Consider the following 24,668-nt stretch of genomic DNA (forward strand, 5'->3'; position numbering starts at 1 on the left):
GCTGAGGATGACCAGCAGAAGGCAGATGCTCAAGTCCGCCGTGCTCGGGGGCGGCGCCAGCGTCGTCGCCGCGACCGCGCTCGGCTCGCTCGGCGCCGAGGCCGCCTGCGGCGCCACGGCGCCGCAGGCCGAGCCTGGCGCCCCCGACCCCGACTTCGCCGAGGGCCGGATCCGCTCCATCAAGGACAACGTCCTTCTCGTCATGGGCTCGAACCTGGTGTTCCACAACATCAGGGTCGTCGACGGTACGAGCCTCTGGAAGCTCGGCCCGGTCGGCTTCGACCAGGCCAAGCCCGGTGACGGGCTCTACGCCAGAGGCGTGCGCATGCCGGACGGGGTGCTCGCGGCCGAGTCGGTGTGGCTCAACATCGTCAACATCAAGGGCCATGTGCAGAACATCACCAGCGAGAAGATCCACCTCGACCACAACGGCAAGGAGGTCCTCTGCCACGTCGTGCCCGGTAGGTCGGTCGCCATCCACTCCGACTCGCCGCCCTCCACGGACCTGTCGCTGCTGCGCGTAGGCCAGCACGTGCAGATCCTCGGCGCCTGGCGGCCGGACACCAACGAGGTCGACATCGCCACCGTCTTCTCCCCTCACTAGGAGCGCCACATGCAAGGGATCGCCGCGCTGCAGCCGTATCTGATCGCCGCCTTCCTCGTCTGGGCGGCCCTGCTCAAACTCCTCGACCGGCGGATGCGATCGCAAGCCGGACAGACCGCCCTGGCCCGGCTGGTCGGCTCGGCGCGCGCGATCCCCACGTTCCGGCTCATCGGGCTGGTGGAGCTGGCAGTGGCGGCCGCGCTGCTGGCGCCGCCCGCCTTACCCGCGGAGGGCGCGGCCGCGACCGCGCTCTCCATCGGATTCCTCGGCTACCTCACCTACTCCTCCCTGGCCACGCCCACGTCGTCCTGCGGCTGCCTGGGCGCGCACGCCCAGCCCGTGAACTGGCGCGCCTTCACCCGCGCCGGCCTCCTGCTGGCCATGAGCGTCACCGCCGTGTGGGCGACGCCGTTCCGGCCGGACACCCTGCTCGTCCTCCTGGGAGCGGCCGAGGCCGTCGCCCTGCTGGGCCTGTCGCCCGAACTGGACCGCCACTGGCTGCGGCCGCTGCGCCAGTTCCTCGTACGGCTGCGCCGGCCGCTCGCCGTACCGCCGCCGCAGGACGTTCCGCTGGAGACGTCGCTGCGCCTGCTCTATCTCAGCCCCGCCTACTGCACGGCCTCCGCGCACCTCACCTCGGACGTCCAGGACGTGTGGGACGAGGACGTCCACCGTTTCGCCAGCTACGCCGCCGCGGGCGGCAGAACGGCGATCTTCGCGATCCCCCTGTCCGGCGACGACCCCGCGGCCGTCCGCGTCGCCCTCGTCGACGAGCCCGCGGCCGCCTGAGTCTCCACGGCCGGGACTTTCGTCCTGGGTCATCGTGGATCGATGGACCTTCTGGCCTGGTGGCCGATCCAGCAACGTTGAGGCATGCGAATCCTCCTTGCGACACTCGCCGCGTCCGGGCTGCTCACAGGCCAGGCCACGGAGCATCGGCCACCGGATCCCGCGGTCGTCAGAACCGACACAGGAGCCGTGCGCGGTGTGGTGACCGGCCAGCACCGGCTCTTTCAAGGCATCCCCTACGCGACCGCGGGCCGGTGGCAGAGTCCCCGGCCCGCCAGGAGCTGGAGCGGCGTGAAGGACGCCACGAAGCCCGGCCCGATGTGCCCGCAGGTCGGCTCCGTCTACGCCCCGATCTCCAGCACGAACGAGGACTGCCTGGTCCTCAACGTCACCACCCCGAGCAAGCCGGGCCACAAGCGCCCGGTCATGGTGTGGATCCACGGCGACGGGGCCGTCGGCGCCGGCCACTTCTCCGACGCGCGCAAGCTCGCCTCCCGCGGCGTGGTCGTCGTGACGATCAACTACCGGCTCGGCGTGTTCAGCGGCTTCGGCTACCCGGGCCTGAAGGACGGCGGGACCTACGGCCTGCAGGACCAGCAGGAGGCGCTGCGCTGGGTGCGGCGCAACGCGGCGGCCTTCGGCGGCGACCCGTCGAACGTCACCGCGTTCGGCGTCTCCTTCGGCGCGCTGGCCATCGGCGGCCATCTCACCTCGCCCGGCGCGAGGGGGCTGGTGCAGCGGGTGGCCATGCAGAGCGGCGAGACGATGATGGACATGCCGGCGGGCAGCATGATCCCCGGCCTGCCCGCCGCGCCGACCTTCGCCTGGCGCAGCGCCGAGGACGCCGAGGCGGTGGGGAAGGTGTACGCCGACAAGCTGGGCTGCCGCGACCTGGCGTGCCTGCGCGCGCTGCCGGTGAAGAAGATCCTCGAGGTGCCGCAGATCATGAACGCCTTCCAGGTGTACGCCTACGGCAACCGGGTGCTGCCCGAGCTGCCCTCCACGGCGATCCGCGCGGGCCGTTTCCACCGGGTGCCGGTGCTGGCGGGCGCCACCCGCGACGAGCACCGGATCTTCGTCGGGATGAACTATGACGTGGCGGGCAAGCCGGTCACCGCTGAGCAGTACGGCACGCTGGTCGCGACGGCGTTCGGCAAGGACGCGGGACGGGTGATGCGTAGATATCCGCTCTCGTCCTACGCCTCGCCCAGCCAGGCGTGGGCGGCCGTGATGACCGACCGGTTGTGGGCGCGGGGCACCCACGAGCAGAACACGCTGCTGGCCAGGCGCGTCCCCGTCTACGGCTTCGAGTTCGCCGATCGTGAGGCGCCGATGTTCCTGCCGCTGGAGGCGGACTTCGACTGGGGCGCCTTTCACGCCGCCGACCTGCAGTACCTCTTCCCGGAGAAGAAGGGCGCGCTGAGCCAGGCCCAGGAGAGGCTGTCGGAGCAGATGCTCGGCTACTGGACCAACTTCGCCCGCACCGGCTCACCCAACGGCCGCGGGCTGCCGGTCTGGCGCACGCTGGGGCACGGCACCCAGTCGCTCGCGCCTGGGGCGATCCGGCCGATCGACTACGCGGCGGAGCACCGGCTCGGCTTCTGGAAGTAGCGTGAGCCGGTCGGCGGAGTGCCGGGACCTTCTCCGGCGCTCCGCCGGCCACGGCGTCATCCCGTGGCGCGGGAAAGGGCTCGACGTGGCCCGTGCCCGCATGCCGGCGGCCTGTCCACCCGGTGCCACGGACCCCTGCCCGAGATGGACCGATGCAAAGTGGGAGCGCTCCCACTTTTCTCTGTCCATCCGGGATCCGCTCGATTAGGGTGAGTGCCGCACGTCCAATTGATCTTCGTTGTGAGGTGAGGAACTCAGTGTTAAGGACATACGCGGCGGGTGCGGTGGCACTCGCGCTCGTGACCGCGGGCCTCTGGGCGGGCTCCGCGTCCGCGACCGCCGCTCCCGTGTACTACCTCGACAGCGTCAGCGGGAACGACGCGGCCGCGGGCACCTCCCAGACCACCGCGTGGAAGACCCTGGCCAAGGCCTCCTCCGCCGTCCTGCCCCCCGGAGCCAAGCTGCTGCTGCGCCGGGGCGGCTCCTGGTCCGGCAGGCTGTCGCTGACGGAGTCGGGCAACGCGGCGAGCCCCATCGTCGTCGACGCCTACGGCGCCGGGGCCAGGCCGATCGTCAAGGGCGACACCGAGGCGTGCGTCCACCTCCAAGGCAGCTACCTCGAGGTCTACAACCTGCAGATCGGCGTGGACCAGGACGCGGGACGGTGCTCCTGGGCCGGGATCAAGGTCACCGGCACCGACAACGTGATCGAGAAGAACTACGTCACCGGCGCGGCCGCGGGCGTCTACATCGAGACCTCCGCCCAGTACACCGCGGTGACCGCCAACGAGTTCGTGAACAACAACCACATGAGCACGCTCACCCCCAAGGAAGAGCATCCGAACGACGACTCGGGCGCCTTCGCGATCCTGGTGCAGGGCGACGACTCCAACATCGGCTGGAACACCATCAAGGGCTCCATCGCCTTCAGCTACGACTACGAGCTGGACGGCGCGGCGGTCGAGATCTTCCTCGGCTCCCGCAACCGCGTCCACCACAACATCGCGGTGGACAACGACACCTTCACCGAGCTCGGGACCTCCACCAACGACGACGGCAGCACCAACGACCCCGACGGGACCTCGGGCAACGTCTTCGAGTACAACGCGATCTACGGCTCCAAGGGCAGGGCGGGCCTGATCACCCGAGGCCCGCGGCACGACGACGGCCGCATCGAGTCCAACGGGCCGGTGTTCGGCACGGTCTTCCGCAACAACTCGATCAATCTGCCGAACGCGCAGGCCGAAGGCGTCGTCTGCGACGCGGGCTGCACCAACGAGCACCTGTCGCTGGCGCAGAACGTCGTCGTCGCGGCGAAGAAGAGCGGCTACGCCGAGGCCGGCTTCACCGACAACCACCACAACGTCTTCTTCGGCGGCCAGTACCAGATGCCGGCAGGGACGAACAACGTCCACAAGGACCCGCTGTTCGACCCCGCCAACCCCCTGCGCCTGCGCGCGGGGAGCCCGGCCATCGGGCTCGGCGTCACCGTCTACAACGACCTCGACCTGGCCGGGGTCACCGTGGGCAAGGACGGCGCCATCGAGGCAGGGGCCTACGAGTACTGACCCGTCGATCCGGGGGTGATCCGCTCGCCGCGCGGGGCCGGGGAGTCGATGCCGGTCCTGTCGAGGTGGCTCAGGACGGTCGAGCGGGGCACGAAGAACCATGTCATCGATCCGCTGCACGGTGCGTTCACCGGCATCGCAGAGGCGCCGGGCGAGACGGGCCCGGCGCCCGGACGGGCCGCCCCTTCGACCGGGGCGCGGGCGGCAAGACCGCCGCCCGTGCGTACCGGCCGCACCGCCGCCCGCGAGTATCGGCCGGACCGCCGCCCGCGAGTATCGGCCGCACCGCCGCCCGTGCGTACAGGCAAGACCGCCGTCCGCGCGTATGGCCGGCGGCCGGGACGTTTCGGCCCCGGAGGCCGTGCCGACGTGGACATGCCCGGCGGCTGCTCCGGCTCGGGCGCGCCCGGCGGCACCCCCGGTGCGGAGGTGCCCGGTGGCCGTCCCAGCCTGGCGTTGGGCGTCGACTTGACGGGGGTTCTGGTCCTGGGGCGAACCCGAGCGCGGTGGGGCGCCCCATGGTTGATGGTGACGAGGCGCGAACACGGTGGTCACCGTGGTGGGCGCAGGAGGTGTTCACCCGCGAGGTGGACGACGTCGCGGGTGGTGTACCCAGGGTGGTCGGCGACGATGAAGTGGCGGCCGATCGCGAGCGCGAACGCCAGGGTGCTGCGTGCCTCGATCTCGTCGGGGTCGGTGATGAACGTGCCGAACATCTTCCGCAGGAAGTCCATGCGCTCGTTGTCGATACGCCGCAGGCGCGCCGCGACGGACTGGTCATGGCGAGCCCAGGCCCTGACCGCGAGATCGATCCGGTGAAGGTCTTCTGAGAAGGTCAGCTGGCCGACGCGCCTGATCCTCTCGGCGGCGTCGCCGCCTTCGGCCGCGACCTGGGCGAGGACCTCTCTGGTGCAGCGGCGTTCCCACTCGTCCAGCATCTCCGCGAGCAGCGCGGGACGGCCGTCGAAGTACCCGTAGAAGCCGCCCTTCGTCACGCCGAGCCTGGAGGCGAGCGTCTCGACGCGGACCGCGTCGGGTCCTCCCTCGGCGAGGGCTTCGAGGCCCGCCTCTATCCAGCGGGCTCGTGTGGTGCGGGTCGCAGCGGGAATCCGGACACCTCCATTGATCGCCTTGAAATTGTACGTTACCGTACATATCAAATGTACGGCACCGTATACATGAGAGGTCGAACCCTTGCCGCGACTCGCAGAGGCCACCTACACCGAGCAGCCGTGGCGCATCCACGAACTCACCAGCGACTTCGCGGTCGAGGATGTGTGGTCGTTCCGCACTCCGGGGGCCGGACCCGGCGACTTCCCCGCGATGCTCGCAGCGATGCGAGCGGCCGGCGGACTCGCCAAGCAGCCCTGGCCCGCGAGGTTCCTGTTCGCCGTCAGGTGGAGGCTCGGCGCGCTTCTCGGCTGGGACAAGCCATCGGCGGGCGTCGGTGCGCGGGTCGCCTCGATCCGCGACCGCCTGCCCGCCGACCTCCGCGACGCTCCCCGCGGCCCGGACAGCGAGAGCATGCCTCTCAAGGCGGTCTACGAGCTCGACATGGAGTGCGCGCGCGAGCTGGCGAACAAGACCGTGCACACCGTGATGCATCTCGGCTGGGTTCAGGGGGCGAACGGCGACCATGAGCTGCGGATGGCCGTCCTCGTCAAGCCCAACGGATGGTTCGGGCGGCTCTACATGGCCGCCATCGCGCCTTTCCGCTACCTCATCGTCTACCCGGCGCTGACCCGGCGGTGGGAACGGGCCTGGAGCGACCGCGACCGGGCGCAGGCCCGGTGCGAAGAAGGAAGGTCACGATGAAATCCAGAAAGCGGCTGCTCCGCTGGGCGAGCGGGATCATGCTCGTGCTGGGAGCAGGGCACCTGTCCTTGCTGGCGCTCGTCGCCAGGGAGGACGTCGCCGGCTGGGTGGATCGGGGGATGTGGGCGGCCGTCCCGCTCGCGCTCGCGGACGGGGGCGCCGTTCGGACGGCGGGGGCCCTTCAGAACGAGGTCACCTTCTGGGCAGGCCCGGGAAGCTTCGCGGTGCCGCTGATCCTCCTGGGTTGCCTGACATGGCATCTCGCCGGACGCGGGGTGGCGGTGCCCGCGGGGATCGGCTGGGGCCTCGCGGCGTGGTGTGCGTTGGGCGGCGTCCTTCTGGTGCCGAGCCCGTTCTTCGCAGGGGTCGTCGCCGGGGCGTTCATCGTCGTCGCGGCGCGGAAGGAGGATCGGTCGGGAGCGGTCAGGGACCGGGAGGTGGACCTGGCGTGATGCGCGCCCTCGGCGGAGCCGGTCGTCACCGGCCGCCGAGGGCGCGCCAGACCAGGGCCGCGGTCCGTTCCGGCCAGCGCGGCGGCGGGGTGGACCCGGCCAGCGCGCGGCCGTACCAGCTTCCCGTGCACATGGTGACGGCGACCTCCAGGTCGGCGTCCGCGTCGATGAGGCCGCCGTCCCTGGCGGTCTCGAGGATGGCCAGGATGCGGCGTCGTCGCGGGGCCACCACGCGGGCTCTGTAGCGGGCCAGGACCTCGGGCTGCGTCGTGTCCTGGAGCATGCTGCCGACGAGTGAGAGCCTGCCGGGCCTGGAGACCCCGCGCTCGAAGTCGGCGAGTTCGGCCACCAGGGCGGTGTAGGGATCCCGTGGCGGCCTCACTTCCTCCTCCTCGGCCATGCTCGCGACCGCCGCGGCGGCGAGCTCGGCCTTGCCCGGCCAGCGGCGGTACAGGGCGGGACGGGTGGTGCCCGCCTCCTGCGCGACGGCGGCCAGCGACATGCGCTCGTATCCGTACACCGACAGATGCCGTCGGGCGACGGCCAGGATCCGGTCGTCGATGGAGGAGTCCCGCGCTCGCCCGGTCCTACGTGTCATGATCCAGCCCCTAGTTTCATTACAATGCTGTAATGTAATGAAAGTTCGTCTCGCACCACAGTACTGAAGAGGTTCTATCGTGGTCATCGAGTACATCCGATACACCGTTCCATCCGACCGGGCCGAGGAGTTCGAGCAGGCGTACAAGACGGCGTCGAGCGTCCTCGACGACGACCCGCACTGCCTGGCCTACGAGATCGCCCGCGGCGTCGAGGAGCCCGAGCACTACACCGTCCGCATCGAATGGGACTCGGTCGAGGGGCACGAGCAGGGCTTTCGCCGCAGCGCCCGGTTCGGCGAGTTCTTCACCGCGGTCAAGCCCTTCTTCTCGCAGATCGAGGAGATGAAGCACTACACCGCGCTGTTCGGGGCGCGATGAGCACGGCTGCCCTGCTGGCGCGGGCGCGCCTGCTCGACCGCGACCTGGCGCCCGGCGAGCCGCTGGCCGAGACGGTGATCCGGCCCCTCGCCGCCGCCGTCGCGGAAGCCGCGACGAGGCCGGACCCGGAGGCCGGGGCAGAGCCCGAGGTCGCCGAGACCGGCTCGCCCGCCGAGCGGCTGTGGGAACTGGCCAAGGACGCGACGCGCCTGCGCGCCCTGCCGGGAGCTCCCGACGGCCTGATCGAGGCGACGGCCGCGTTACAGCACCTGGCGTGCCTGTTCGCCGAGGACGCCGAGTCGATGGCGGCCAGGATCGAGGAGCTGGCCGGCCTCCAAGGCGGTCTGGAGACGCGGATCGACGTCGCGGCCGACGGGCCGTACCTGGTCACCAACGCCACGAAGATCACCAACTGGCTGGGCGAGCCCATCCAGACGTTCCCGCAGATGGCCCTGTGCCGATGCGGCGCGTCCACCGTCAAGCCGCTGTGCGACGGCAGCCACGCCCGCATCGGGTTCAAGGGCGACAAGGATCCCGCCCGGGTGCCCGACCGGCAGGAGTCCTACGAGGGCGTGCAGGTCACCGTGCTCGACAACCGGGGCATCTGCGCCCACTCGGGCTTCTGCACCGACCGGCTGCCCACCGTGTTCCGGGTGGGGGAGGAGCCGTTCGTGGCGCCCAGCGGCGGCAGGGCCGACGAGATCGTCCGCGCCGTACGGGCCTGCCCGTCCGGCGCACTGGGGCAGGCGATCGACGGCAGGACGGCCCCCGCCCCGCGACGCGAGCCCGCGATCGAGGTGTCCAAGGACGGCCCGTACCGGATCACCGGCGGCATCCCGCTCGACGGCGACGCCTCCAGGGAGCACTACAGCCTCTGCCGGTGCGGCCAGTCGCGGAACAAGCCGATCTGCAGCGGCATGCACTACCACGTCGGTTTCGCCGACCCGCCGCTCTCGGAGGATCCCACGCTGTTCGAGTGGGCCGGAGGGCTGCCCGCCCTGACACGCATGACCCGCATCTTCTACGAGAAGTACGTTCCGCACGACGACCTGCTCGGGCCGCTGTTCGCCCGGATGTCGCCGGACCATCCCCAGCGTGTCGCCGCCTGGCTCGCCGAGACCTTCGGCGGCCCCAAGCTCTACACGGAGCAGTACGGCGGCTACGACCACATGGTCGCCGAGCACGCGGGCAAGGCGCTGACCGAACAGTGGCGATCCCGCTGGGCGCAGCTCATCAGCCGGGCCGCCGACGACGCGGGTCTGCCCACCGATCCCGAGTTCCGCGCCGCTTTCGCCGCTTACGTCGAATGGGGCTCCAGGATCGCGGTGGAGAACTCCCAGCCCGGCGCGACACCGCCGCCGCACATGCCGGTGCCGCAATGGTGGTGGGTGTGCGAGGCCAGACCGGGTTCGCGCGTCTCCGCGCTGGCCCCACCCGTCGAAAGGACAGAGGTGCGCCTTCCCGCATCGGACGAGCCGGTCGGCTTCGCCGACCACATCAAGCCGCTGTTCCGCGCGATGGACCGCAGGTCGATGAGCTTCGTCTTCGACCTGTGGTCCCACGACGACGTCGTACGGCACGCCGACGCCATCCTGGCGCGGCTCCGCAGGGGCAGCATGCCCTGCGACGGCGCCTGGCCCGCCGAGCACGTCGACCTCTTCGCCCGCTGGATCGCCGAGGGCCACGCGCCCTGATCAGCGCCCTCCCGGGGCTCACGGAGGATCGCAGGGCGGCGTCGGCTGCCCGGCCGGTCGAAGGGGAGGCGCCGTCGGTCGGCCTGTCCGGGGCCATCGCGATGCGGCCGGGCTCCGCTACGGCAGCCTGAGCAGCCGGGACATGACGTCCGGCAGGTCGCCCGGCGCCGTCCCCCGCCAGGCCACGAAGCCGTCGGGGCGCACCAGCAGCATCCTGCGTTACCGCTTCTCGCAGGAGCGACGACCGGAAGGTGCCGGGTGATGGGCGCGGGTCCGCATGGCGGCCCGCGCCTCACCTCAGCGCGCGGTCAGACGTCGACGAGCCTTTCGAAGAAGAACTCGTGCTTGAGGAAGGACGTGTCGTACTCGTACCCCGGATAGGGCGGAATGAGCTGGGAGGCCTGGATGAGCCGCCAGCCGTCCAGCAGGGCGTCGAGCCCGCGCTCGTAGGGCGGGGTGACACTGTCACCGGTCGCCGGCGTCGTACGGCCGGTGCCGTCGTAGCGCGCCCAGCCGATCACGGTGGAGTCCAGCGCGGAGTCGGCCAGGTAGAGGACCAGAACCTTCTGTCGTACGGGGCTCACGCCGCACCTCCCGTGGCGACGCGGGGCCGGTTGCCGATCCGGGTCACCCAGTGGTCCATGTCGAAGCCGTCGTCGCCGGTGAGCACCCGCCAGAGCTTGATCCGGTTGTGGATCTCCAGCCGGGCCGTCGCGGGCTCGTACCAGGGGAAGCGGGTGTCGAGCTCGGCGAGCACAGCGGGATCGTGCAGGTCGTCGGTGTCCCACAGGCGGACCTGGGGGACCGTCGGATTGAAGCGGATCTTGAACATGTAGCGGGGGACGTCGGCGTCGTTGCGCCGCCCGCCGTGCCAGATGCCGTGGTGCAGCAGCACCACGGTGCCCGCGGGACACGTGAGCATGGACTGCCCGCGCAGGTTCTGGTAGCGGCCCGTGTCGCTCTCATTGGTCCTGCGCAGGTGGCTGCCGGGCACGCTGAGCGTGCCGCCCATGTCCTCGGTGACGTCCTGCGGGTAGTACATGAGCTGGACGTCGAAGGCGTCAGGCCGGGTGTCGATGATCGCGTCGGCGTGCAGGGGCTGGGCCTTGCCCTCGTGCGGCTCGCGGATGTGGACGAAGTGGTGGTCGACGGTCGGGTCAGGCCCGAGGAGGCTTCGCAGCGCGCCCGCCACGGGCGGCAGCTCGATAAGCCGCCGAGGGAACGAGCCTTCGGGAAAGGCCTCCTTCACCGGCGTCCCGTACGGCGTGCGCGGAATGCCCGCGGTGAAGACGTCGATCGCCTGGGCGTTCAGATCGGGAGGCACGACCGCGTCCAGGCGGAACGACCCCGCCGCGACGAATCGCGCCATCTGCACAGAGGTCAGGAGGTGACCATCACTGGTTGGCATGCGTCGACCATAAGGGCGTCATGCCTGGAGAATCGTGGGTCATCTTCCCCAAAACTGGTATTTTCTCACCATGCGCGTCGTGGAGATCTCGCTCGACGAGCCACCCGAGGTGGTCGACATCGGCGTCGGCCTGCACGGCGTGAGCAGGCGGCACGACACCTATCTGCTGCCGGAGCTCTGGCAGTTCCACCTGTACGGCTACAGCGCGGAACTCACTGTGGCGGGCACCCCGCACGCCATCGAGCCAGGGTTCGTGAGCCTGATCCCGCCGGGGACGCAGGCGCGCTACCGCTACCGGGGGCCGTCGGAGCACCTCTACGTGCATTTCCGCGCACCGGGCGGAGCAGGGGCGCACGCCGTACCGGTCATGCAGAATGCGGGCGTGCAGGCGCCCGCGCTGTCGGACATGCTGCGTGCCGCGATCGCCGCCGCCCCGCAGGCCCCCGCCAGGACCGCCGCCGAGATCTGGACGGCGCTCTGGAGGGTGGCGACCCTGAGCGGAGGCGACCACCCCCATCCCGCGGTCGCCGCCGCGATCTCCCACATCGAGGCCCACCTGGCCTCCCCCTTGTCGGTGTCCGGCGTCGCTCGGGTCGCTGGGGTCTCCCACAACCACCTGACCAGGCTCTTCCACGCGGAGATGGGGGTCACCGTCGTCGCCTACATCCACCGGCGCCGGATGATCCGCGCTCGCCACCTACTGGCCGAATCCACGATGCCGATCAGCGCGGTCGCGGCCGCCGTCGGCATGCGCGACCTCCAGGCGTTCAACAAGGCCTGCCGCAGAACGCTGGGCGCGGCCCCGCGCGTCATCCGCGCGTCGGGCTCGTCCGCGGACGCCCGCCCGGCCGCGGGCCGGCACGGCGGCTGAGGCCGGGCTCAGGCTCGCCCCGCCCACTGCTCGTAGGCCTGGACGGCGGTCGGCAGGGTGGGGAAGAGCAGGTCCTCGCCGATCGCCGCCGTCAGGCCGAACGCGTCGAGCGAGGCGCGCAGGTCCTGCTTGACCCTGGCCATCGCGAACACGATGCCGCGGCGGGTCAGCTCCGCGCGCAGCGACTCGACCGCGTCCAGAGCGGTGGCGTCGACCTCCACGTTGGCCTCGGCGTTGAGCACGAACCACGACACCGCCCCCTCGTGCCGGTCCACGGCGGCCAGCGCGCGACGCCGGAAGTCCTCGGCGTTGGCGAAGAACAGCGGTGAGTCGTAGCGGTAGACGACCAGGCCGGGGACGGTGCGCGCCTGCGGGTAGTCGTCGACGTCGTGCATCCCCGCCAGGCCTGGGACGATGCCCTGGATGGCGTCGTGGGGACGGGCGACGCGGTACAGCATCTCGGCGACCGACAGGCCGACCGCGAGGAGCACGCCGTACAGGATGTCGAAGACGAGCACGCCGGTGAACGCGCCCAGGGCGAGCAGGAACTCGTTGCGACGGAAGGACGCCAGCCGGCGGAAGGCGGCGACGTCGATCAGCCGGACGGCGGCGTAGATGACGATGGCGCCGAGCGCGGCGACGGGGAAGTCGGCCAGGAGGGGCCCGGCGAACAGCAGCACGCCGACGACGGCGGCCAGCGCGACGAGCGAGTACACCTGCGTGCGGCCACCGGCCGTTTCGGCCAGAGCGGCTCGGCTTGCGCTGCTGCTGACGGGGAACCCGTGCAGGACTCCCGCGCCCACGTTGGCCACGCCGAGGGCCAGCAGTTCCCTGTTCGCGTCGATCTGCTCGTTGTGCCGGGCCGCGAAGGACCGCGCGGTGAGCACGTTGTCGCTGTAGCCCACCAGGAGCACGCCGAACGCGGGCAGCAGCAGGCCGCGCAGATCGGCGGGCGCGGGAACGGCCGGCGCGGGCAGGCCTGCGGGGATCTCGCCGACCACCTTGATCCCGTACCGCTCCAGCCCGAAGAGCGTGACGCAGGCGGTGGCCAGGAGGACGGCGAGCAGCGGCGCGGGGAGGCGCGGCAGCCACCACTGGGCCAGGAACAGCAGGATCAGCACCCCGATCGAGAGCAGCAACGTCGCCGGATGGGTCTGCGTCATCCCGCGCGCGAACGAGACGACCTCGGCGATGGGGTGGGTCCCTGACACCGGAACTCCGGTGATCTTGCCGAGCTGTCCGGCGATCATGATGACGGCCACGCCCGCCATGTAGCCGACCAGGATCGGCCGTGACAGCAGGTCGGCGACGAAGCCCAACCTGAGCAGCCGGCACACCAGGCACAGCAGGCCGACGGCGACGGCGAGCGCGGCGGCGAGCGTCGCGTACCTGCCGGGGTCGCCGGTCGCGAGCGGTCCGACCACGACCGCGGTCATGAGCGCGGTCGTGGACTCGGGGCCCACGGACAGCCGGCGTGAGGAGCCGAGCAGCGCGTACAGCGCCAGCGGCGCCAGGGCGGCCCAGAGTCCCGCGACCGGCGGCAGTCCGGCCACCGTGGCGTACGCCATCACCTGGGGCACGAGGTAGGCCGCCACCGTGAGCCCGGCCAGCGCGTCACCGCGCAGCCACTCTCGCCGGTATGGCAGGAACGGGACCATGACCGCAGTGTCGCACCATGGCGGCGGGACACCTGACCCGCTCCTGACCCTGGGCCTGTCTCCTCGAAGGAAGGAGGGGCCATGGCCGACAAGCCTCCTCGGCTTTGACAAACCGAATTGTCGGTGCGACCGTAGAGGGGTGTTCGACGTCGCAGTGATCGAGGATCCGGCCGCGGCCGAGATCTCGCTGGACCCGATCAGGGCCCGGTTGCTGGCCGAGCTGTCCGAGCCCGGCTCGGCCACCATGCTGGCCGCCAAGGTCGGCCTGCCTCGCCAGAAGGTCAACTACCATCTGCGCACCCTGGAACATCATGGTCTGGTCGAGCTGGTGGAGGAGCGGCGCAAGGGCAACGCCATCGAGCGGGTCATGCGCGCCACCGCCGCCTCCTACGTCATCTCGCCCGCCGCGCTCGGGGCCGTGCAACCCGATCCGTCGCGCGCGCCCGACGGCCTGTCGGCCCGTTGGCTGCTGGCCGTCGCCTCCCGGCTGGTGCGCGACGTCGGCACGCTCATCACCGGCGCGACCAAAGCGCAGCAGCGCCTGGCGACGTTCGCCGTCGACGGGACGGTCCGCTTCTCCTCGGCGGCCGACCGGGCCGCGTTCGCCGAGGAACTGGCCGACGCGGTCACCAGGCTGGTGTCCAAGTACCACGACGAGAACGCGGAGGGAGGACGCGATCATCGCATCGTGGTCGCCGTCCATCCCAGCGTCCCCGAGGGGTGACGACAGGCCGGACCGGCGGCGAAGGAAGGGTCAGCCGGGCGTGAGGGGACGGGCTCTGGGCAGCCTGAGCCGGTCGACGGCCTCCCTGCGGGTGTTCTCAGGACGCCGGTCGTAGCGCGCGGTCGTGGCCGGGGAGGAGTGCCCCACCAGCGCCTGCGCGGTCGCCAGGTCCACCCCGGCGTCGAGCAGCTCGCCGATGAACGTCCTGCGGAAGTCGTGCGCCGTCCGCCTGCCCGCGCCGGCCTCGCCGAGCCTGCGCGCCAGGATGTCGGCGATGCCCTGCCCGGTCAACGGGACCGGCCGTTCGTCACGCGTCCGCAGCCGCCCCGACCTGCTGATCGGGCAGAACAGCGCCCCCGTGGCTCCACCGCGGACGGCCAGCCACCGCTCCAGCAGGCCGATCGCGTCGCCCGTCAGGTAGACCAGCCGTTCCTTGTCCCGTTTGCCCAGCACCCTCAGGGAGCGGGCGCCGGGCTCGTAGTCGACCAGCGCGAGCCCGGCGACCTCGGCCCGCCTGCAGCCGGTGGAGTACAGGACGGCGATGAGCGCCGCGTCGCGCAGTCCGGCGGGGGAGTCGTCGCAGGCCGCCAGCGCCGCCCCGACCACCTCCGGCGGCACGTGCCGGCCCGCGGGCAGCCTCGTGTGCGTGACGGGGGCCAGGTCGGCGGCCCTGGCGTAGTCCTCGGCGCTGGTCTGCCCCAGCCGCCAGGCCTCCTTCAGCACCCGCCGCAGCGCCACCAGGTGCTTGTTGACGTAGGCGGGCGACCATCCCTGCTCGGTCAGCACGGTCCTGATCCGCACGGTGTGCTCATAGCGCAGCAGATGCCAGGGCATCCCCGCGCCGGTGACCGCGTCGTCGCCCGTCAGCACGCGCGCGATGCGGTCGAGGCAGCCCCGCATCGTCCTCCTCGACTCCGCGCCGGCCAGGGATTCGAGGTAGACGTGGTACGGGTCGCCCGCAGGCCGTACGGCAGGCGCGGGCGGCTGCGGGTCGTCGGCGACTACGGCAGGCGCGTCCATCAAGCCGATCTTAGGCCCGCGAGCGACTCGGTCAGCGCGAGGTTGGCCGAGTAGTCCACGGGAACGGCGATCACGGAGACGCCCTCGCCGTCCAGCGCCTCGCGCAGCGTCGGCAGCAGCGCGTCGGCCGAGTCCACCCGGTAGCCCCTGGCCCCGAAGCTCTCGGCGTACTTCACGAAGTCGGGGTTGCCGAACGCGATGTTGGAGCTGCGCCCCAGCTCGAGCCCCATCTTCCAGTCGATGAGCCCGTAGGCGTCGTCCTCCCAGATCAGCACCGTGATCGGCACGCGCTCGCGCACCGCGGTCTCCAGCTCCTGGGAGTTCATCAGGAACGCGCCGTCACCGGTGGCGGCCAGCACCCTGCGCGAGGGGAAGGCGAGCTTGGCGGCGATCGCGCCGGGCACCGCGAACCCCATCGACGACAGCCCGTTGGAGACCAGCATCGTGTTCGGCTCGTAGGTCGGGTACATGCGCGACATCCACATCTTCACCGCGCCCGTGTCGGCGAGCACGATGTCGTCGCGGCCCATCGCCTGCCTGATGTCGGCGACGATCCTGCGCGGTGTCAGCGGGAAGCCCTCCTCGGTCCGCCCCTGCTCGAACTCCTCCCTGATCAGCCGTCGCACCTTCTCCACGGTCGGGCTGAGTGTGAAACGCCGGTGCACGGCCTCCCCGAGGGCGTGCAGCGACCTGGAGATGTCGCCCTGGACGCCGACCGCCACCGGATAGTGGTCGTCGACCTCGGCGGGGAACTGGTGAATGTGGATGATCTTCTTCGACCGGTCCGGGTTGATCTTCACGGGGTCGAACTCCTGGAGCTCGTACCCCACGCTGATCAGCACGTCGGCCTCGTCGAAGGCGAAGTTCACGTGGTCGTGGCGCATGAACCCGAACGCGCCCAGCGCGTGCCGGTGGTCGTCGGGGAAGACGCCCTTGCCGTTGAAGGTGGTGGCGACGGGAAGTCCGAGCCGCTCGGAGAAGTGGACCAGCGCGTCGCGGGCGCCCGCCCTGGTGGCGCCGTGGCCGGCCAGGATGATCGGACGGCGGGCCGTGGCCAGCAGGTCGGCCGCGCGGGCGATCTGCGAGGAGGACGGGTCGACCGGGCGCACCACGTTCAGCGGCAGCGGCCTGACGTCGTCGGGGACCTCGGCCTTCTCCACGTCCTCGGGGATCGCCAGGTACACCGCTCCCGGCCGCTCGGTCTGAGCGGTCTTGAAGGCCTTGCGCAGCATCTCGGGGATCGCGGCCGCGGTGGGAACCAGTTCCGACCACTTCGTGATCGGCCTGAACAACGACACCAGGTCCACGATCTGGTGCGACTCCTTGTAGATGCGGTCCAGGCCCACCTGCGCGGAGATGGCGACCACGGGAGTGCTGTTGCTGGTGGCGTCGGCGACGCCGAGCTGCAGGTTGATCGCGCCAGGGCCGAGAGTCGCGGAGGCGACGCCCGCCTTGCCCGTCAGCCTGCCGTAGATCTCTGCCATGAAGGCCGCGCCCTGCTCGTGGCGGACGAGGACATAGCGGATCGAGGAATCGTTCAACGCGTCGATGAAATGGATGTTCTCCTCGCCGGGGATGCCGAAGACGTGCGTGACGCCCTCCGCCTCCAGCGCTCGGACCAGCAACGCGGCAGCCGTGCTACTCATGGTCTCTGCAGCAATCCGGAAGCACAGTAAATTTCCTGGTATGGCGCAGCTCACTGCACTCGACGCGCAGTTCCTCAACTTCGAGACCGCGACGAACGTCGCCAACATCGCGGGGTTGGCCATCCTCGACGGCGACCTCAACAGGAGCGACCTGCAGGAGCTGCTGACGCAGCGGCTCCCGCACGTGGCGGCGATGCGGCGCAAGCTGGCGCCGGTGCCCCTCGGCCTCGATCATCCGTACTGGGTGCGTGAGGACGACCTCGACCTCGACTACCACGTCAGGGAGATCGGGCTGCCCCCGCCGGGCGACGACAGGCAACTGGCCGAGCAGGTCTCCCGCCTACACGCCCGCAGGCTCGACCGCCACCGGCCGCTGTGGGAGATCTACCTGATCCACGGCCTGTCGGGAGGCCGCATGGGCCTCTACACCAAGATCCATCACGCGGCGGTCGACGGCGTCGGCGGCGCGGACGTGCTGGCCGCGCTGCTCGACCTGACCCCGACGCCCGCGCCGCCCCCTGAGGGCGAGCCAGAGCCTGACGAGCCGGCGCCCGGCTGGGCCGCGATGGTGGGCCGGGCGCTGACCAGGCTCGCCGCCAACCCCGCGCAGGCGGTGAGGTTCGCGGCCAGGGCGGTGCCGCATCTCGACGAGATCCCCGTGGTGTCGAAGGTGCCGGGCGTGGAACTGGTCTCGGGGCTGGCCCGCAGGGTCGCGGGCGCGGGAGACGCGCCGGGGCTGCCCGCCCTGCCCGCGCCGCGCACCCCGTTCAGCGGCCCGATCTCCGCGCACCGGCGTTTCGCCTTCGTGTCGCTGCCGCTTGAGGAGATCAAGCAGGTGCGCAAAGCCTTCGACGTGACGGTCAACGACGTGGTAATGGCGGTGTGCGCGGGCGGGCTGCGCGGATGGCTGGCCGCGCACGGCGGGGTCCCCGACGGGCCCCTGGTGGCGGGCGTGCCGTTCTCGCTGCGCGAGCGCGGCCCGGGCAACCAGGTCGCGATCATGACGGCGCCGCTGGCTGTCCACGTGGAGGATCCCGTGGCCAGGCTGGAGCAGGTCCAGAAGTCGATGAACCGGATCAAGGAGCGCTTCTCCCTGGCTCCCGCCCGCTGGCTGAGGGAGTTCAGCGAGTCGATGCCCGCCGCTCTCATGGGTCTGGCCTCGCGTTCGGCGTTCGGCCTGGTCGGGCAGACCGCGCCGCCCATCAACGTGGGGATCTCCAACGTGCCGGGGCCGCAGTTCCCGCTGTACGTGTGCGGCGCGCGGCTGCTGACGCACTACCCCGTCTCGGTGATCACCGATGTCAGCGGCGGCGTCAACATCACCTGCTTCTCCTACGACGGCTCGCTCGACGTCGGCGTGGTCACCGACCGCGACATGATCCCCGACGCCTGGGAGATCACCGACAGGATCCGCGACGCACTCGATGAATTGAGGAACGAAGCCTTCCGCGATAAGCCGTAGCGTTGCCGCCATGAAGCTGACGCGCAGGACACTGAACCGCACCGCCCTCGACCGCCAGCTGTTGCTGCGCCGCGCGGAGATGTCGCCGGTCGAGGCGATCCGCAGGCTGGTGGCGGTGCAGGGCCAGGAGATCAACGCCCCCTACTTCGGTCTGTGGTCGCGTCTGGCGAGCTTCACCCAGGACGACCTGTCCGACCTCCTGTACGGCAGGCACGTCGTGCGCGGCTCGCTGCTGCGCGGCACCCAGCACCTGGCCGCCGCGGACGACTATCTGTGGCTGCGCCCAATCATGCAGGCCTGCCTCAGCCGCTCCCGCCAGGCCGCCTTCGGCAAGGCGACCGGCGGAGTGGACCTCGGCGAGCTGACCGCGCTCGCCCGCGAGCACCTGAAGGGCCGCACCCTGACCCGCCCCCAGCTGCGCGACCTGCTGGCGGCCCGCTGGCCCGAGGTGGAACCACTCGCGCTGGGCTGGTCGGCCCAGGCGCTGCTGCCCCTGGTGCACACCCCGCCCAACGGCATCTGGGGGACGGGCGGCGCCACGCCGTTCACGCTCGCGGAGGAGTGGATCGGCGCCCCGCTGTCGGCGGAGCTCGACGTGGAGACGATGATCGTGCGGTATCTGGCCGCCTTCGGCCCGGCCAGTGCCAAGGACATCCAGATGTGGTCGGGCCTGACGAGGCTGCGCGAGGTCGTCGAGCGCATGCCGCTGCGCCGCTACACCGACGAGGAGGGCCGCGACCTCTACGACCTGCCCGACGCCGAACTGGCCCCCGAGGACGCCTCCGCCCCCGTGCGCTTCCTGCCGTACTTCGACAACCTCGTCCTGGCCTATGACGACCGCACCCGCATGATGGCTGACGAGCACCGCAGGCTGGTGTGCGTGGGGGCGGTCACCAACCCGGTCATCCTGGTCGACGGGTTCGTGGCAGGCATGTGGTGGCTGACCAAGGCGGGCCTGGAGATCAAGCCCTTCCGTGAGCTCCCCTCCGAGGTCATGGCGGAGGCGAGCCGGATGCTCGCCTTCGCGGGACAGCCGGAGGCGGAGATCCGGATCACCGCGTAGATCCGATCGCGCACCCTATTTCAGCCATGTAAGACAGCGGCTGGGCAGGGATCGAACGCGTCACCCGCGGGGTCGTCCACGAGATGTGCGACGTCTCGCCGTGGTTGGCGACGAAGTTCGTCCGCCGGTCAGCCCGTCTTCGGTACCGCGATTCCATGCGGGCGGAGGTCCGCGCCGAGGAGCTCACCGCGCTGATCAACTCCCGGCCAGGCAAGCTGCTCAAGCTGTTCACCGCCATCGGGTTCGCGGTCACCGCCGTGTGCGTTCGCTTGCGGTCTCGCAGTCGCTCCGCGCTCGGCGCGTACCAGGCCGGCCAAACAGACTGGCGGCCGCGAGTGGGGTAACCGACGCCGCCGCCCCCTGCGTTCGTGGCCGCCTCCTGAGCCCTCGCCGGCGACTACGCCTCGCGTACCGCGTAGCCGCCGAGCGACGGCTCCAGCAGGCCGAACGCCGTCGTCGCCGCCTTCTCCAGCGCGGCGGCGACGGCGTCGGCGTCCTCGTGCTCCAGCGTGCGCCGCATCAGCTCGGCGAACAGCACCCGGTGGACGCCCGCGAGCGCGGCCGCGGCGGCCCTCGCCTCGACGTCGCCGCCGAGCTCGGCCGCCAGCGCCTCCTCGCGCTGTTCGTGCAGGTCGCGCAGGCGGGCGACCAGAGTGGGACTGTCGGCGATCATGCGGGCGAACGGCTCGCCCGTGAACCCGATCACCGGGTCGCGCCGCTCCACCGCGGCCAGGAACGCGGCGTGCAGCGCCGCGAGCGCCGACTCTCCCCGTGCCCGCCCTCTGACGGTCTGCGCCAGTGAGGCGACGAACTCCTCGTGGTGGTCGAGCGCCATGTCCTCCTTGCGGGGGAAGTAGTTCGTCACCGTCATCTTCGCGACCCTGGAAGCCGCGGCGATGTCGGAAATCGTGGTCCGCTCGAACCCATGCTCCACGAACAGGCGGGTAGCGTGGTCAGAGATGGCCTGCCTGGTCTCTCGCTTCTTCTGTTCCCTCAAACCCAACGCGTCAGTGCTCATGGGCACACCCTCTCACAAATTTTTAGGTTCGACATTATTTTAGGTTGACGCTAGGAAGGGTCAAGTCTAATCTTATGTCCGTACTAAGTTTGGAAAGGAACGCATGACCGCGACCCTGATGGACGAGGCCGTAGCAACCCGCGACACCGTCAAGGACTACCTCAAGCAGATCGGAAAGGTACCGCTGCTCAGCGCCGAGCAGGAGATCGACCTGGCCAAGCGGATCGAGGCGGGGCTGTTCGCCCGCGAACGCCTCGACACCGAGCTCGACCTGCCCGCCGATCTGCGGGCCGACCTGGAGTGGATCGCCGAGGACGGGGCGCTGGCCAAGGAGCGCATGCTGGAGGCCAACCTTCGCCTCGTCGTCTCGATCGCCAAGCGGTACACCGGGCGCGGCATGCTCTTCCTCGACCTGATCCAGGAAGGCAACCTCGGCCTGATCCGCACCATCGAGAAGTTCGACTACACGCTCGGATTCAAGTTCTCCACCTACGCGACCTGGTGGATCAAGCAGGCCATCACCAGGGCGATGGCCGACCAGTCACGGACCATCCGGATCCCGGTGCACATGGTCGAGGTGATCAACAAGGTGTCGTCCACGCAGCGGCGGCTACTGGCCGACCTCGGCCGCGAGCCGACGCCCGAGGAGATCGCCGCCGAGGTCGAGATGGCCCCCGACAAGGTCGCGGAGGTGCAGCGCTACGCCCGCGAGCCGATCTCCCTGCACACGCCGCTGGGAGAGGAGGGCGACAGCGAGCTCGGCGACCTCATCGAGGACTCCGAGTCGCCCTCGCCGGCCGAGCAGGTGTCGTTCACGCTCATGCGCAGCCAGCTGCTCCAGATCCTCGACAGCCTCTCCGAGCGGGAGGCGGGGGTGATCTCGATGCGGTACGGCCTGACCGACGGCAGGCCGATGACGCTGGACGAGATCGGCAAGGTGTACGGCGTGACGCGGGAGCGCATCAGGCAGATCGAGGCCAAGACGATGTCGAAGCTGCGCCACCCCTCCCGCGCCGAGGCGCTGCGCGACTACCTCAACTGAGCCGGGCCCGCCGCCGGAGGGAAAAGGAGATGTGAGGAGGGACGTGTCCTCCGTAGGATCACACCAGTGAGAGACATCGCGCGGCTGCCCAAGGCCCACCTGCACGTTCATCTGGAGAGCACGGTCCGCCCTGCCACCCTGCGAGAGCTCGGGGTCCAGACGCCGCGCCCCGATGTCTTCACCGGATTCCGGCAGTTCGCCGACCACAACGCGCGCGTCCGCGGCGCCCTGCGCACGCCCGAGCACTTCCGCAGGATCGCCCGCGAGTTCTGCGCCGACGAGGCCGCCCAGGGCACCCGCTACGCCGAGGTCACCTTCACCGCCGCCTCCCACGGCGAACGGCTCGGCGATCTGGAGATGCCGCTGCTGGCCGTCCTCGAAGGGCTGGCCGAGGGCGAGGCCGAGCACGGCATCAGGTGCGCGCTCATCCTCGACCACTCCCGCCGCCGCCCGGCCGAGCGCCTGTGGCAGACGCTGAAGCTGGCCACCGCGCACGACGAGGTCATCGCCATCGGGCTCGCGGGAGACGAGACGTACCCGCTGACGCCCTTCGCCGACGTGCTGGAGGTCGCCAGGGAGGCGGGCCTGCACCTGGTGCACCACGCCGGTGAGACCGCGGGTCCTGACAGTATCCGCGAGGCGCTCGAGGTGGGCCACGCCGAGCGTCTCGGCCACGGCATCCGCGTGCTCGAGGACCCCGCCCTGGTGGCCGAGCTGCGCGAGCGCCGCGTGCCGCTGGAGGTGTGCCCGTTCTCCAACGTGCTGCTCGGCATCGTGCCGTCGAGGGCCGAGCATCCGCTGCCCCGCCTGCGGAGGGAGGGGCTGGTCGTCACCCTCAACACCGACGGCGAGACCTCGCTGCTGAAGGAGTACGCCGACGCGCGCGACAGCGACGAGACCCTCGCCGAGCTGGCCGCCGCCTCGGTCACCGCGTCGTTCGCCCCGGCGCCACTGAAGACCGAGCTGCTGGAGGGGATCAGCGCGTGGCTTTCCGCACCAGCGGGATGACCTCGCTCGCCAGCCGCCCGGCCTGATCGCCCGGACCTGAGGGGGCGAGGCTGAGCGTGGTGAACCCCATCGCGACGAAGCTCGCCAGCCGCTCGGCGACCGCCTCGGGATGTCCCGAGACCATGCCGGGGCGCCCTTGGTCCTCACCGACGTGCACCACGATGTGGTAGGCGCACGTGGGTGCGGGCCGCCCTGCCCGCTCCGCCGCGGCCAGCACCTTCTGGCGCATGACGGCGGCCCGCTCCGGCGGGGCGAAGCCCAGCGAGGGGATCCAGCCGTCGGCCAGCCGTCCCGTGAGCTCCAGCGCCCTCGGCCCGAACGTGCCCAGCCAGATGGGGATGCGACGCGACGGCTTGGGCTCCAGGTCGGCCGCGACGGTGTGGAAGAGCTCACCCTCGAAGGTGAAGCCGGGCCGCTCCCACAGCCCTCGGGTGACGTGGATCGCCTCCTCGAGGCCGTCGATCTTCTCCCTGGTCGTGGGCACGCGCAGCCCGAACGCCCTGAACTCCTCGTCGGAGTGGCCGCCTCCGAGCCCGAGAATCAACCGGCCGCCCGACAGCCGGTCGAACGTCTCCGCCATCTTGGCGACCATCGCCGGCGGCCGGTAGGGCACGCCGAGCACCCTCGTGGCGATCCTGATCCGCGAGGTCGAGGCGGCGATCCACGACAGCAGCGTCCACGTCTCGAAGCTCGGATCGCTCCCGCACGGGTGGTCGCTGGTGGAGACGAAGTCGAAGCCGAGTTCTTCCGCGCGGACGGCTGCCCTGACGGGGTCGTCGCCAGGACGGGCGTCGGCGGGGATGCTGAGTCCGAATTCCATGTTTGTTGATGTATCAACATTACCGGCGAGTGTCAACATCGGCAGGGATGGGCACGGCAACCTCATGACTACGCCCCCCGCACAGGTGTCGCTGAAACGCGCCATCGGACCAAAGCTGCTGATCTTGTTCATCGTCGGTGACATCCTCGGCACCGGCGTCTACGCCCTCACCGGATCCGTCGCGGGCAGAGTCGGCGGAGCGCTGTGGATCCCGTTCCTCATCGGCTTCGTGATCGCGCTGTTCACGGCCATGTCCTACGTCGAGCTCGTCACCAAGTACCCCAGGGCGGCAGGCGCCGCCCTCTACACCCAGCTGGCCTTCAGGAAGCCGTTCCTCACGTTCATGGTGGCCTTCGCGGTCATGTGCTCGGGCCTCACCTCGGCCAGCGCCGCGGCCCGCGCCATCGGCGGCAGGTACCTGCAGGAGTTCGTCAGCCTGCCCTCGGTGGTGGTCGGCATCATCTTCATCGTCGCCGTCGCGGCGCTGAACTACCGAGGCGTGTCGGAGTCGGTCAAGACCAATATCGTCTTCACCCTGATCGAGCTGACCGGTCTGCTGATCATCATCCTGATCGGCGTCTACGCGGTCGCGACGGGCGCCGGAGAACCGTCGCGGCTGACGCAGATCAGCACCGAGGAGTCGGGCGGGCTGCTGCTGGCCCTGCTGGGCAGCACCGCGCTGGCGTTCTTCGCCTTCGTCGGGTTCGAGGACTCGGTGAACATGGCGGAGGAGACCCAGGACCCGGCGCGCAACTTCCCCCGCGCGATCTTCCTGGGCGTGGCCATCACCAGCACCGTCTACATCCTGGTCGCGCTCACCTCCTCACTGCTCGTCGACTACCGCGTCCTGAAGGAGTCGGACGGGCCGCTGCTCGAGGTGGTCAAGGCGGGCGGCCTGGGCTTCCCGCCGCAGCTGTTCGCCGCGATCGCGATCTTCGCGGTGGCCAACTCCGCGCTGATCAACATGATGATGGCCTCCCGCCTGGTGTACGGCCTGGCCAACGAGCGGGTCGTGCCGCGCTCGCTCGGCCTGGTGGACCCGCGCCGCCGCACTCCCATCGTCGGGATCCTGTTCACCACCGCACTGGCCATCGGCCTCATCTCCACGGGCGAGATCTCCGGGCTCGGCGAGACCACGGCGTTCCTGCTGCTGTGTGTCTTCGCCGTGGTCAACATCGCCGTGCTCGTGCTGCGCAAGGAGGAGGTGGACCACGAGCACTACCGGGCGCCGACGGCGCTGCCCGCGATCGGCGCCGTCATGGCGGTCGTGCTGGCCAGCCCGTTGACCGGACGGCCGGGCACCGTGTACATCACGGCGGGCGTCCTGCTCGGCATCGGCATCCTGCTGTGGCTGGTCAACTGGGCTTTCACCCGCCGCCAGCGGCAGGACGAGGGCGAGACCGTCTGACGCGCGCGGC

25 protein-coding genes and 1 pseudogene are annotated in these 24,668 nt (G+C 70.6%); 16 read left to right on the forward strand and 10 right to left on the reverse strand.

The features are described 5' to 3' along the window. Window positions 1-7 precede the first annotated feature (7 nt). The 4 genes from AC3EO4_RS11990 (at window position 8) to AC3EO4_RS12005 (ending at window position 4,572) form a co-directional block, all read left to right on the forward strand. On the forward strand, window positions 8-604 hold the full coding sequence (locus AC3EO4_RS11990) for a cell wall protein (RefSeq protein ID WP_431895381.1): 597 nt from the start codon (window positions 8-10) through the stop codon (window positions 602-604). Window positions 605-613: 9 nt separating this feature from the next. Further along, window positions 614-1,393, forward strand: a complete 780-nt coding sequence (locus AC3EO4_RS11995; protein WP_431895383.1) for a MauE/DoxX family redox-associated membrane protein — start codon at window positions 614-616, stop codon at window positions 1,391-1,393. An 84-nt stretch (window positions 1,394-1,477) separates the two neighbouring features. Continuing rightward, window positions 1,478-3,004 (forward strand): carboxylesterase/lipase family protein, encoded by a 1,527-nt coding sequence (locus AC3EO4_RS12000; protein ID WP_431895384.1) that lies wholly within the window; start codon window positions 1,478-1,480, stop codon window positions 3,002-3,004. A 257-nt stretch (window positions 3,005-3,261) separates the two neighbouring features. Beyond that, the gene (locus AC3EO4_RS12005) at window positions 3,262-4,572 is read left to right on the forward strand and encodes a hypothetical protein (RefSeq protein ID WP_379568254.1); all 1,311 of its coding nucleotides are present in this window, start codon (window positions 3,262-3,264) and stop codon (window positions 4,570-4,572) included. A gap of 551 nt (window positions 4,573-5,123) precedes the next feature. Here the strand turns inward: AC3EO4_RS12005 and AC3EO4_RS12010 are convergent. Then, on the reverse strand, window positions 5,124-5,732 hold the full coding sequence (locus AC3EO4_RS12010) for a TetR/AcrR family transcriptional regulator (protein ID WP_379568252.1): 609 nt from the start codon (window positions 5,730-5,732) through the stop codon (window positions 5,124-5,126). 34 nt (window positions 5,733-5,766) lie between these two features. Between AC3EO4_RS12010 and AC3EO4_RS12015 the strand changes: the two genes are divergently transcribed. Both AC3EO4_RS12015 and AC3EO4_RS12020 read left to right on the forward strand, forming a co-directional pair. Further along, on the forward strand, window positions 5,767-6,387 hold the full coding sequence (locus tag AC3EO4_RS12015; protein ID WP_379568250.1) for a DUF2867 domain-containing protein: 621 nt from the start codon (window positions 5,767-5,769) through the stop codon (window positions 6,385-6,387). Next, the gene (locus AC3EO4_RS12020) at window positions 6,384-6,839 is read left to right on the forward strand and encodes a DUF6463 family protein (RefSeq protein ID WP_379568248.1); all 456 of its coding nucleotides are present in this window, start codon (window positions 6,384-6,386) and stop codon (window positions 6,837-6,839) included. Before AC3EO4_RS12015 ends, AC3EO4_RS12020 begins: the two co-directional genes overlap by 4 nt. Before the next feature lie 25 nt (window positions 6,840-6,864). Here the strand turns inward: AC3EO4_RS12020 and AC3EO4_RS12025 are convergent, their stop codons facing one another. After that, window positions 6,865-7,437 carry a TetR/AcrR family transcriptional regulator gene (locus AC3EO4_RS12025; RefSeq protein ID WP_379568246.1) on the reverse strand — a complete coding sequence of 191 codons (573 nt, stop codon included), beginning with the start codon at window positions 7,435-7,437 and terminating at the stop codon, window positions 6,865-6,867. A 79-nt stretch (window positions 7,438-7,516) separates the two neighbouring features. Between AC3EO4_RS12025 and AC3EO4_RS12030 the strand changes: the two genes are divergently transcribed. Next, window positions 7,517-7,816, forward strand: coding sequence for an antibiotic biosynthesis monooxygenase family protein (locus AC3EO4_RS12030; protein WP_379568244.1), 300 nt, complete (start codon window positions 7,517-7,519; stop codon window positions 7,814-7,816). After that, window positions 7,813-9,510, forward strand: coding sequence for a CDGSH iron-sulfur domain-containing protein (locus AC3EO4_RS12035; RefSeq protein WP_431895386.1), 1,698 nt, complete (start codon window positions 7,813-7,815; stop codon window positions 9,508-9,510). Before AC3EO4_RS12030 ends, AC3EO4_RS12035 begins: the two co-directional genes overlap by 4 nt. 117 nt (window positions 9,511-9,627) lie before the next feature. Here AC3EO4_RS12035 and AC3EO4_RS12040 read toward each other — a convergent pair whose 3' ends face one another. The 3 genes from AC3EO4_RS12040 to AC3EO4_RS12050 form a co-directional block, all read right to left on the reverse strand. After that, complete coding sequence (locus tag AC3EO4_RS12040) at window positions 9,628-9,723, reverse strand: aromatic-ring hydroxylase C-terminal domain-containing protein (protein ID WP_431895387.1); 96 nt, start codon at window positions 9,721-9,723, stop codon at window positions 9,628-9,630. Window positions 9,724-9,818: 95 nt separating this feature from the next. Next, window positions 9,819-10,094 carry a hypothetical protein gene (locus AC3EO4_RS12045; RefSeq protein ID WP_431895389.1) on the reverse strand — a complete coding sequence of 92 codons (276 nt, stop codon included), beginning with the start codon at window positions 10,092-10,094 and terminating at the stop codon, window positions 9,819-9,821. Then, window positions 10,091-10,918 (reverse strand): phytanoyl-CoA dioxygenase family protein, encoded by an 828-nt coding sequence (locus AC3EO4_RS12050; RefSeq protein ID WP_379568237.1) that lies wholly within the window; start codon window positions 10,916-10,918, stop codon window positions 10,091-10,093. The genes AC3EO4_RS12045 and AC3EO4_RS12050 overlap by 4 nt, the downstream gene beginning before the upstream one ends. Window positions 10,919-10,988: 70 nt before the next feature. Between AC3EO4_RS12050 and AC3EO4_RS12055 the strand changes: the two genes are divergently transcribed. After that, window positions 10,989-11,789 (forward strand): AraC family transcriptional regulator, encoded by an 801-nt coding sequence (locus AC3EO4_RS12055; RefSeq protein ID WP_379568235.1) that lies wholly within the window; start codon window positions 10,989-10,991, stop codon window positions 11,787-11,789. Window positions 11,790-11,797: 8 nt separating this feature from the next. Here AC3EO4_RS12055 and sulP read toward each other — a convergent pair whose 3' ends face one another. Further along, window positions 11,798-13,447: a sulfate permease gene (sulP, locus tag AC3EO4_RS12060; protein WP_431895390.1), complete on the reverse strand. Its 1,650-nt coding sequence runs from the start codon at window positions 13,445-13,447 to the stop codon at window positions 11,798-11,800. A gap of 139 nt (window positions 13,448-13,586) precedes the next feature. On the opposite strand from sulP, the gene AC3EO4_RS12065 reads away from it, so the two are divergent. Beyond that, window positions 13,587-14,171, forward strand: coding sequence for an ArsR/SmtB family transcription factor (locus AC3EO4_RS12065; RefSeq protein ID WP_379568231.1), 585 nt, complete (start codon window positions 13,587-13,589; stop codon window positions 14,169-14,171). A 30-nt stretch (window positions 14,172-14,201) separates the two neighbouring features. Here the strand turns inward: AC3EO4_RS12065 and AC3EO4_RS12070 are convergent, their stop codons facing one another. Together AC3EO4_RS12070 and AC3EO4_RS12075 are read right to left on the reverse strand one after the other, a co-directional pair. Next, complete coding sequence (locus AC3EO4_RS12070; RefSeq protein WP_431895393.1) at window positions 14,202-15,191, reverse strand: tyrosine-type recombinase/integrase; 990 nt, start codon at window positions 15,189-15,191, stop codon at window positions 14,202-14,204. Beyond that, on the reverse strand, window positions 15,191-16,837 hold the full coding sequence (locus tag AC3EO4_RS12075) for an acetolactate synthase large subunit (protein ID WP_431895394.1): 1,647 nt from the start codon (window positions 16,835-16,837) through the stop codon (window positions 15,191-15,193). The genes AC3EO4_RS12070 and AC3EO4_RS12075 overlap by 1 nt, the downstream gene beginning before the upstream one ends. 40 nt (window positions 16,838-16,877) lie before the next feature. Here AC3EO4_RS12075 and AC3EO4_RS12080 point away from each other — a divergent pair, with 40 nt between their 5' ends. The 3 genes from AC3EO4_RS12080 (at window position 16,878) to AC3EO4_RS12090 (ending at window position 19,706) form a co-directional block, all read left to right on the forward strand. Beyond that, window positions 16,878-18,299 carry a WS/DGAT/MGAT family O-acyltransferase gene (locus AC3EO4_RS12080; protein WP_431895396.1) on the forward strand — a complete coding sequence of 474 codons (1,422 nt, stop codon included), beginning with the start codon at window positions 16,878-16,880 and terminating at the stop codon, window positions 18,297-18,299. 10 nt (window positions 18,300-18,309) lie between these two features. Then, window positions 18,310-19,362, forward strand: coding sequence for a winged helix DNA-binding domain-containing protein (locus tag AC3EO4_RS12085; protein WP_379568223.1), 1,053 nt, complete (start codon window positions 18,310-18,312; stop codon window positions 19,360-19,362). Between the two features lie 155 nt (window positions 19,363-19,517). Then, window positions 19,518-19,706: a hypothetical protein gene (locus AC3EO4_RS12090; RefSeq protein WP_379568221.1), complete on the forward strand. Its 189-nt coding sequence runs from the start codon at window positions 19,518-19,520 to the stop codon at window positions 19,704-19,706. A gap of 53 nt (window positions 19,707-19,759) precedes the next feature. Here the strand turns inward: AC3EO4_RS12090 and AC3EO4_RS12095 are convergent, their stop codons facing one another. Then, window positions 19,760-20,380: a TetR/AcrR family transcriptional regulator gene (locus tag AC3EO4_RS12095; protein ID WP_431895398.1), complete on the reverse strand. Its 621-nt coding sequence runs from the start codon at window positions 20,378-20,380 to the stop codon at window positions 19,760-19,762. Between the two features lie 127 nt (window positions 20,381-20,507). Between AC3EO4_RS12095 and AC3EO4_RS12100 the strand changes: the two are divergent. Both AC3EO4_RS12100 and add read left to right on the forward strand, forming a co-directional pair. Beyond that, window positions 20,508-21,422, forward strand: a pseudogene (locus AC3EO4_RS12100) (RNA polymerase sigma factor); the annotation flags it as partial. 66 nt (window positions 21,423-21,488) lie between these two features. Next, window positions 21,489-22,430 (forward strand): adenosine deaminase, encoded by a 942-nt coding sequence (add, locus tag AC3EO4_RS12105; protein ID WP_379568217.1) that lies wholly within the window; start codon window positions 21,489-21,491, stop codon window positions 22,428-22,430. On the opposite strand, the gene AC3EO4_RS12110 is transcribed toward add, so the two are convergent. Beyond that, the gene (locus AC3EO4_RS12110) at window positions 22,399-23,250 is read right to left on the reverse strand and encodes an LLM class flavin-dependent oxidoreductase (RefSeq protein ID WP_379568215.1); all 852 of its coding nucleotides are present in this window, start codon (window positions 23,248-23,250) and stop codon (window positions 22,399-22,401) included. The two genes, add and AC3EO4_RS12110, sit on opposite strands and share 32 nt — an antisense overlap. A 64-nt stretch (window positions 23,251-23,314) precedes the next feature. Here AC3EO4_RS12110 and AC3EO4_RS12115 point away from each other — a divergent pair, with 64 nt between their 5' ends. Beyond that, the gene (locus AC3EO4_RS12115; RefSeq protein ID WP_379568213.1) at window positions 23,315-24,658 is read left to right on the forward strand and encodes an APC family permease; all 1,344 of its coding nucleotides are present in this window, start codon (window positions 23,315-23,317) and stop codon (window positions 24,656-24,658) included. The last annotated feature ends 10 nt before the right edge of the window (window positions 24,659-24,668 follow it).

This window comes from Nonomuraea sp. bgisy101, assembly GCF_057708945.1.